The following is a 6,772-nucleotide window of genomic DNA, read 5'->3' as shown; positions in this document are numbered from 1 at the left end:
GTTCTCTTCGTAGTCGCCACTCTGACCGCTTCTTCTCTGGCGATGGCCACAGGTGGCGGTGACCGGACCTTCGCACGCATGGAGTCGGCCCGCAAAGTCTCGATGGAAACCTACCAGGTTGCCCAGAAACAGAAGGCTGAAGCCGCTGTAGCTCAAAGCAAAGCCAAGGCAGCCGATCACTCCAACAGCTGATCTGTTGTACGACCTCAAGCCTCAAATGCAGCACCCAAGGTGCTGCTGGCGCCGGTTTGACCGAGATCCTGCTTACACAAAATCTGTTGTGTTGAATCCACAGTCCAAGCAGCCCTTCGCCAAGGGCTGCTTCGTTTACAGGCCGTAGTGGCAGGCAGCAATTGGCTTTCATCTCCAATAAGTTGCTTCATCGGTAAACTCCCCTCGCTCCCATTCAACTTTGGAGCTCTACGATCCTGAGCCAAGGCCAGCGAGCCTGATAACTTTTCGCCTTCTGGTCGAACAAGTCTGGCCTGGGATTCCTTGGATTGATTCTAAGTAACCCGTGCTCTGTGTCGGCCAGGCCGTTAGGCGCATAGACCTCGCCCGTTTCAACATCCAGACCCATGCAGGTACCGGCAATCAGGTAGCGATCAATCCCGTCTCTAGCCGACTGAAGCTGAGGATAATCCCCGCCGAACCGCTGGCTGTACCACAGATGAACGCGAGCCTGATTCCTGACCTCAATGTTCACGTCGAGGTGGTTGAACAGACGCTGAGCGGACTGGATGACCTCATTCTCGGCTTCCCACGACAGATCATCATCGAAGTAAAAGACGTCGTAATCCTTCACTCCCCACCCTGCCGCTCGCTGTGACTGATGATTCCAGGCGGCCTGAAACAGGCAACCGGCCGTGAGCATGCACTGGTTCAAACCGAGCTCAGGCAAGCGATCAGCAAGCTCTGCGTTTACTGGATTGGCCATTGCGATCCTGACCAGGCTTTCGACAGTCAATGTCATCTTCATCCCTTCTAAATCGATCAAGTCCTGGCGACCGACAATACCGCCAACGCTTTACAAATACGCGAAAAACACCGCCCTTTGCTCACCCTCGGCCAATCTGGCGCGATTCATGCCTCGTTCAACGCAATGAAGTCGGTGCTGGCTATGTGGATGACACTTTTGAAGTGAGCCGCCCCGGTGTCTGCCCCGATAATCGATAGCTTACTTACGAATTGTCGAGGTCAAGCATGACGAGCGCAACTATGGAACAAGTCAGCCCAAGAACGCTGAGAAAAGTGATTGTGGCTGCCGGCATCGGCAATTTCGTCGAGTGGTTCGACTTCGCCGTCTATGGCTTTCTGGCCACGACCATCGCCCAACAATTTTTCCCCAGTGGCGATGCCAGTGCCGCGTTGCTCAAGACCTTTGCGGTATTCGCCGTGGCCTTTGCGTTTCGGCCCCTTGGCGGGATTTTCTTCGGCATGCTGGGCGACAGGATCGGCCGCAAACGAACCCTGGCGATGACCATTCTGCTGATGGCCGGGGCAACAACCTTGATCGGTCTGCTGCCCACTTATGCGGCGATCGGAGTCATGGCGCCGATTCTTCTGTCCCTGATCCGTTGCGCCCAGGGCTTTTCCGCCGGGGGAGAATACGCCGGTGCCTGTGCCTACCTGATGGAGCATGCACCGAGTGACAAACGCGCCTGGTACGGCAGCTTCCTTCCGGTGTCGACATTTTCCGCCTTCGCCGCGGCGGCTGTGGTGGCCTACGCACTCGAGGCGTCATTGTCGGCCGAAGCAATGGGCAGTTGGGGCTGGCGCCTGCCGTTCCTGATTGCCGCGCCCCTGGGCCTGGTGGGTCTTTACTTGCGCTGCAAGCTCGATGAGACACCGGCATTCCAGGCGGTGACCCAGGAACGTGCAGTCGCACACTCCCCACTCAAGGAAACCTTGCGCAACCATGGTGCGGCTATCTGCTGTCTGGGCGCTTTTGTGTCACTCACAGCACTGTCGTTTTATATGTTCACCACCTATTTCGCGACGTACTTGCAAGTCGCTGGTGGCCTGAGTCGCGCCACAGCGTTGCTGGTGTCGCTGATTGCATTGCTGTTCGCTGCGGCGATCTGCCCGCTGGCCGGGCTGTACTCGGACCGGGTCGGACGTCGAATGACGGTGACGACAGCCTGCGCGCTGTTGATTGTGAGCGTGTATCCATCGTTCCTGATGGCCAGCTCCGGTTCGTTCGCAGCGTCCATCGTCGGCGTCATGCTCCTGGCGATTGGCGCGGTGTTGTGTGGCGTGGTAACGGCGGCCTTGCTCTCGGAAACCTTCCCTACCCGTACCCGATACACCGCCTCGGCGATCACCTACAACATGGCGTACACCCTTTTCGGCGGCACGGCACCGTTGGTGGCTACGTGGCTGATCAGCACCACCGGCAGCAACCTGTCACCAGCGTTCTATCTGATCGCGGTTGCATTGCTCGCGCTGGCGGGTGGGCTGGCATTGCCGGAGACTTCAAGGATTTCCCTGCATGACGTTGCGTCGCAGGAGAAAGGCTTAGGAGTGAGTGCATCCGCCTGAAACACCAAACAAGCCTGTCCTGGGCCCGGTACTGTTCAATCGCAAAGGTGTTGCGGGTCAACCTCCCCGGATTCACACGCTACGCTACTGCCTGAGTCTTTCCTGACATCAGGCATTAACGTTGCGAAAAAGGGGAATCAACCCGTGCAGGCACTCTTCTCGTTTCTCAATGCCAACCCTTACATGTTGCTGTTCCTGATAGTGAGCCTGGCGGTGCTGATTGGCCGCTTCACCATCAAGGGTTATGGGTTGGGTACCGTCGGAGGCGCCATAGTGGTTGGCAGTGGCGTCGCCATTGCCGCCTCCCTCTATGGCATCACCTTCAAGCTCGACGCGTTCACCATGAACCTCTTCTACTACCTGTTCATGTACGGGGTCGGTTTGCGGGTCGGTCCCTCCTTCCTCAATAGCCTGAAGGATGACGGGCTGAAGTTCACCGTCCTTGCGGTCATTTGCAGTTTGGTCAGTCTGGCCGTGGTGGTCTTGGGCACGCGTCTATTCAACTTGCCGACCGGCGCGGCCGGCGGAATCCTCGCCGGGGCCACGACCATGTCCTCGGCCATCGGCTCGGCTGAACAGGCGGTTGCCTCGGGTGCCGTCCACCTCGCACCGGGCGACACGGTCGAGGGGGTGTCGGCGATGATTACCCTGTCCTATGGCATCACTTACATCTGGGGCACCATCGGCATCGTACTGATGTGCAAATACATGCCGCGCTGGTGGGGTGTCGATGCAAAGGCGGCAGCCCGTCGCTATGAGGAACAGCATGGGATGCATGATCTGGAGGACGACGGCCTGACCGCCGACAAGGCCTTCGGATTGCGCGCTTACCGCCTGGAAAATCCCACGACTGCAGGCCTCAACATCCGTGAATTTCTCGCTCGCTTCCCCGAATATCGCATCGTCAATGTGCATCACGGTGACGAGTCGATAGGGGCAGATCCGGATATCCAGTTGCAGTTGGGGGATGTGATTACCCTTGGCAGCACACGTACAGGCCTCACCACCAACATCGGTCTGATCGGCCCGGAGGTCGATGACGCCAAGGCGCTCGCCGTCCCCCTGGACCACGCGGAGATCCTGGTGACCGAGAAAGCTGTCATCGGCAAGCCGCTCAAGGAGTTCCGCGGACTGGACCTGGCCGGGCAGCTTCAGTTGACTCGCATCCAGCGCGGCGGTGTACCGCTACCGGTAGGGCCGCAGACCCGGTTGCAACGCCGCGATGTGCTGTTCGTCACCGGTCTGTCCAGCGCCGTGCAACGTGCGGGCGAGTTGTTTGGCGTCATCGCCCGCCCCAGTAGCATGACCGACTTGTTAACGTTGTTTGCCGGGATGACCCTGGGGCTGCTGATCGGTCTGATCCAGTTCCCCGCCTTTGGCGCTTCTGTCGGCCTGGGAAGCGCTGGCGGCCTGATGGTGTCGGGCATCATCGTCTCGTCACTGTCCTCGCGCCTGCGTTTCTTCGGCAATACGCCGAACGCGGCGCGTAACATCCTTGAGGACATGGGCCTGCTGGTGTTCGTGGCGATTGTCGGGATCAATGCCGGTGCAACCCTCCTCGCCCAACTGACGGGTACGCTGGCCGTGCAGATATTCCTGGTGGGCTTCGTCGCCTGCATGCTGCCGCCGTTTGCCGTCTGGGTGGTTGGCTATCACTTGATGAAGATCAATCCGGCGGTACTGATGGGCGGCATGGCCGGTGCCCGCAGTCATTCCGGACCGTGCCTCGAAGCGGCGGCAGAAATCGGCAGCAACGTGCCGTGGGTCGGTTTTCCGGTAGCGTTCGCAGTCTCGGGAATCCTGCTGACGGTCCTCGGCTACTTCGCCATGGTCCTCGCCAATTGACGCTGTGTAGGAGCGAGCTCGCTCCTACAGTTGCATTACGTCCGCGGAAGGCCCGATGCCACTAAGGCAACGCATACACCCTGAACAGTTTTCTCACGGTAGCGTTGGTTCCGCCCAGGTACTGGTCGTAGGCCTTTTCTATGAAGCCCGAGTGATAGGCTTCACTCAGGGCCATATCGACCAGCAAGCGGAAGTCTTCGTCGTTGCGCTCCACGATCATCGCCACCGGCGAGTACTCGAAGATGCGGTCCAGGAGCATCAGGTTCTTGGCCGCACCCTCCTTGGCCACTTCGTTGCGCAGCAACATGCGTTCGGAGAAGAAGGCATCGGCCTTGCCCTCGGCGACCAGCTTGATGCCCTCGTCGTTGTTGTCCACGGTCACCAGCGAAGCGATCACGTTGAGCAGGCGCATCTGTTCGCGAATCCAGTCTTCGGTCACGCCCCCCTCCAGGGTCGCGTAGGTTTGGTTGGCCAGACCGTTGTTGATGCTGGCACGCCAGGTCGGACCGGTATTGGCGACCTTGCCATTGAGCACATTGAGCAGCGATTCGCGAGCATCGTTGCGCACCACGACCGAGAGGCCAGCGGTGTAGATCGGTATGGAGTAACTGATCATCTTGCGCCGTTCCAGGGTGGGCGGTGTCGGCGTGCAGAGGATATCGACTTTACCCTGGCTCACGGCGTTGACCTCGTCCGAAATCCTGACGGGCTGGTAGCGCACTTGCAGGTCGGGCAGACCCAGCTCGCTCTTGAGCTTGTCGGCGACTTTCAGGCACAGGTCGATGGCATAACCGCTGGCTTTGTCGCCTTCCTGCTTGCTGAAAGGCGCCAGGTCAGGCAAGTAGCCCAAAGTAAAGGTGTGGCTGCTGCGTACGCGTTCAAGGGTGTTGGCGCCGGCCACTAGTGGCAGCGTCAAGAGTGCGAAGGCAAGCAGCAGTCTGGTGGTTGTGGCAAATGGTACGTTCATGTCCGGTTTCCCCGTATGCAGATGTCTGTGCAGTCCTGGTGGCCACGCCTAAGGGATTGCGGCCCTGGTCTGGTTGGCCGCTGGCGCTTCGGTGAAGCGCTTGGCGAGGAATCCATAAAGCAGGTAGCCGACAGCGAGCACCAGGGTGCCGCCCATCACTGCGTCCTTGCCGCAGGCATACAGGGCGTACAAGGCGTACGTCATTGCAATCAGCAAGACCACCACGTTACGCGAGTAGATGGACGACGAGACCCCGGCCTTGTGCATGATCACCAGCAGGCCGGTCATCGCAGTTATATAAGGGATCAGGTTGGTGACCGCTGCCAGGCTGACCAGTTTGCTGAACTGTGCGGCGGCGTCGGGCGAGATGGTCGACAGGGCCATGAGGGTCTGTAGCACACCGCAGACAATCATGCCGACGACGGGGGCATTCATCGAGTTGACCTTGCTGAACAGCTTGAGGAACAGGTTCTGGTCAGCCGTCATCTTGGCGGTTTGCGCCAGGGTAAATTGCCAGCCCAACAGCGAGCCGACACAGGCCATGACCGCCAGGGCCATGACGATATTGCCCACCATCGGGCTGAACATCGTGGCATAGACCAGCGCAAAGGGTGCGGAGGACTTGGCCAGCTCAGCGTTGGGAATGATGCCCTGGATGACGGTGGTCGACAGCACATAGACCACGGCGGCACCCAGGGTGCCGAACAGGCAGGCCAACGGCACGTTGCGCTTGGGGTCTTCCACGGCATCGGTGGCCTGGGCCGCCGATTCCATGCCGAGGAAGGCCCACAGGGTCAGGGGGATCGCCTTGCTGATGGCTTCGGAGATCGCCAGGCTGTTGGGGTTCCAGGCGGCGGCCAGCACATCGGGCTTGAACCAGAACCAGCCGATGATGCTCAGGCCGGCTACCGGAATGATCACGCCCCATACCGTGAACGCGCCGATCTTGCCGGTGATGCCCGGTCCACCGAAGTTGGCGAAGGTGGTCAGCCAGATCAGTGCGATCGTGCCGACGCACAGGGGAATCGCACCCGTGCCCAGCCAGGGCACGAAGGCCGTCATGTAGCCCACCGCCGAAATGGCCACGGCCACGTTGGCGATGGCCAGTGACAGGAAGTACAGGTACGAACAGAGGAAAAAACCCGACTTTGAATGGGCTTCTTCGGTGTAGGCGGACAAGCCGCCAGAGCGTGAGCAGAAGACGCCACACTGGGCAAAGCAGTAGGCGATGGCCATCGAACCAATCGCCGTGAAAATCCACGACAACAAAGAGACGGCACCCAGTTGAGCCATGTTGGTGGGCAACATGATGATGCCCGAGCCCATCATGTTGACCGTCACCAGCGTCGTGAGCCCCATCAGGCCCATTTTCTTGCTTGAATCAGCCATCGCAAACTCCTTGCCTTGTTCAGAGAGTTA

6 protein-coding genes are annotated in these 6,772 nt (G+C 59.5%); 3 read left to right on the top strand and 3 right to left on the bottom strand.

Translation table 11 applies throughout. The features are described from left to right. The coding region (locus AC1DKH_RS20660; protein WP_477799135.1) for a co-regulatory protein PtrA N-terminal domain-containing protein at positions 1–192 on the top strand (192 nt) is incomplete at its 5' end. Positions 193–406: 214 nt separating this feature from the next. Here the strand turns inward: AC1DKH_RS20660 and AC1DKH_RS20655 are convergent. Beyond that, on the bottom strand, positions 407–973 hold the full coding sequence (locus AC1DKH_RS20655; RefSeq protein ID WP_477764282.1) for a nucleotidyltransferase family protein: 567 nt from the start codon (positions 971–973) through the stop codon (positions 407–409). Positions 974–1,203: 230 nt separating this feature from the next. On the opposite strand from AC1DKH_RS20655, the gene AC1DKH_RS20650 reads away from it, so the two are divergent. Both AC1DKH_RS20650 and AC1DKH_RS20645 read left to right on the top strand, forming a co-directional pair. Beyond that, the gene (locus AC1DKH_RS20650) at positions 1,204–2,541 is read left to right on the top strand and encodes an MFS transporter (protein ID WP_477799134.1); all 1,338 of its coding nucleotides are present in this window, start codon (positions 1,204–1,206) and stop codon (positions 2,539–2,541) included. A gap of 144 nt (positions 2,542–2,685) precedes the next feature. Next, a complete protein-coding gene (locus tag AC1DKH_RS20645; RefSeq protein ID WP_477799133.1) occupies positions 2,686–4,386 on the top strand; it encodes an aspartate:alanine exchanger family transporter in 1,701 nt (566 codons plus the stop codon). A 61-nt stretch (positions 4,387–4,447) separates the two neighbouring features. Here AC1DKH_RS20645 and AC1DKH_RS20640 read toward each other — a convergent pair whose 3' ends face one another. Next, positions 4,448–5,353 carry an amino acid ABC transporter substrate-binding protein gene (locus tag AC1DKH_RS20640; protein WP_477799132.1) on the bottom strand — a complete coding sequence of 302 codons (906 nt, stop codon included), beginning with the start codon at positions 5,351–5,353 and terminating at the stop codon, positions 4,448–4,450. A 48-nt stretch (positions 5,354–5,401) separates the two neighbouring features. Beyond that, positions 5,402–6,742: a putrescine-ornithine antiporter gene (gene potE / locus AC1DKH_RS20635; protein WP_477799131.1), complete on the bottom strand. Its 1,341-nt coding sequence runs from the start codon at positions 6,740–6,742 to the stop codon at positions 5,402–5,404. Positions 6,743–6,772 lie beyond the last annotated feature (30 nt).

The organism is Pseudomonas sp. 05L36 (assembly GCF_056398125.1).
The sequence above is the reverse complement of the archived record's forward strand: the minus strand, read 5'-3'. Positions and strand labels throughout refer to the sequence as shown.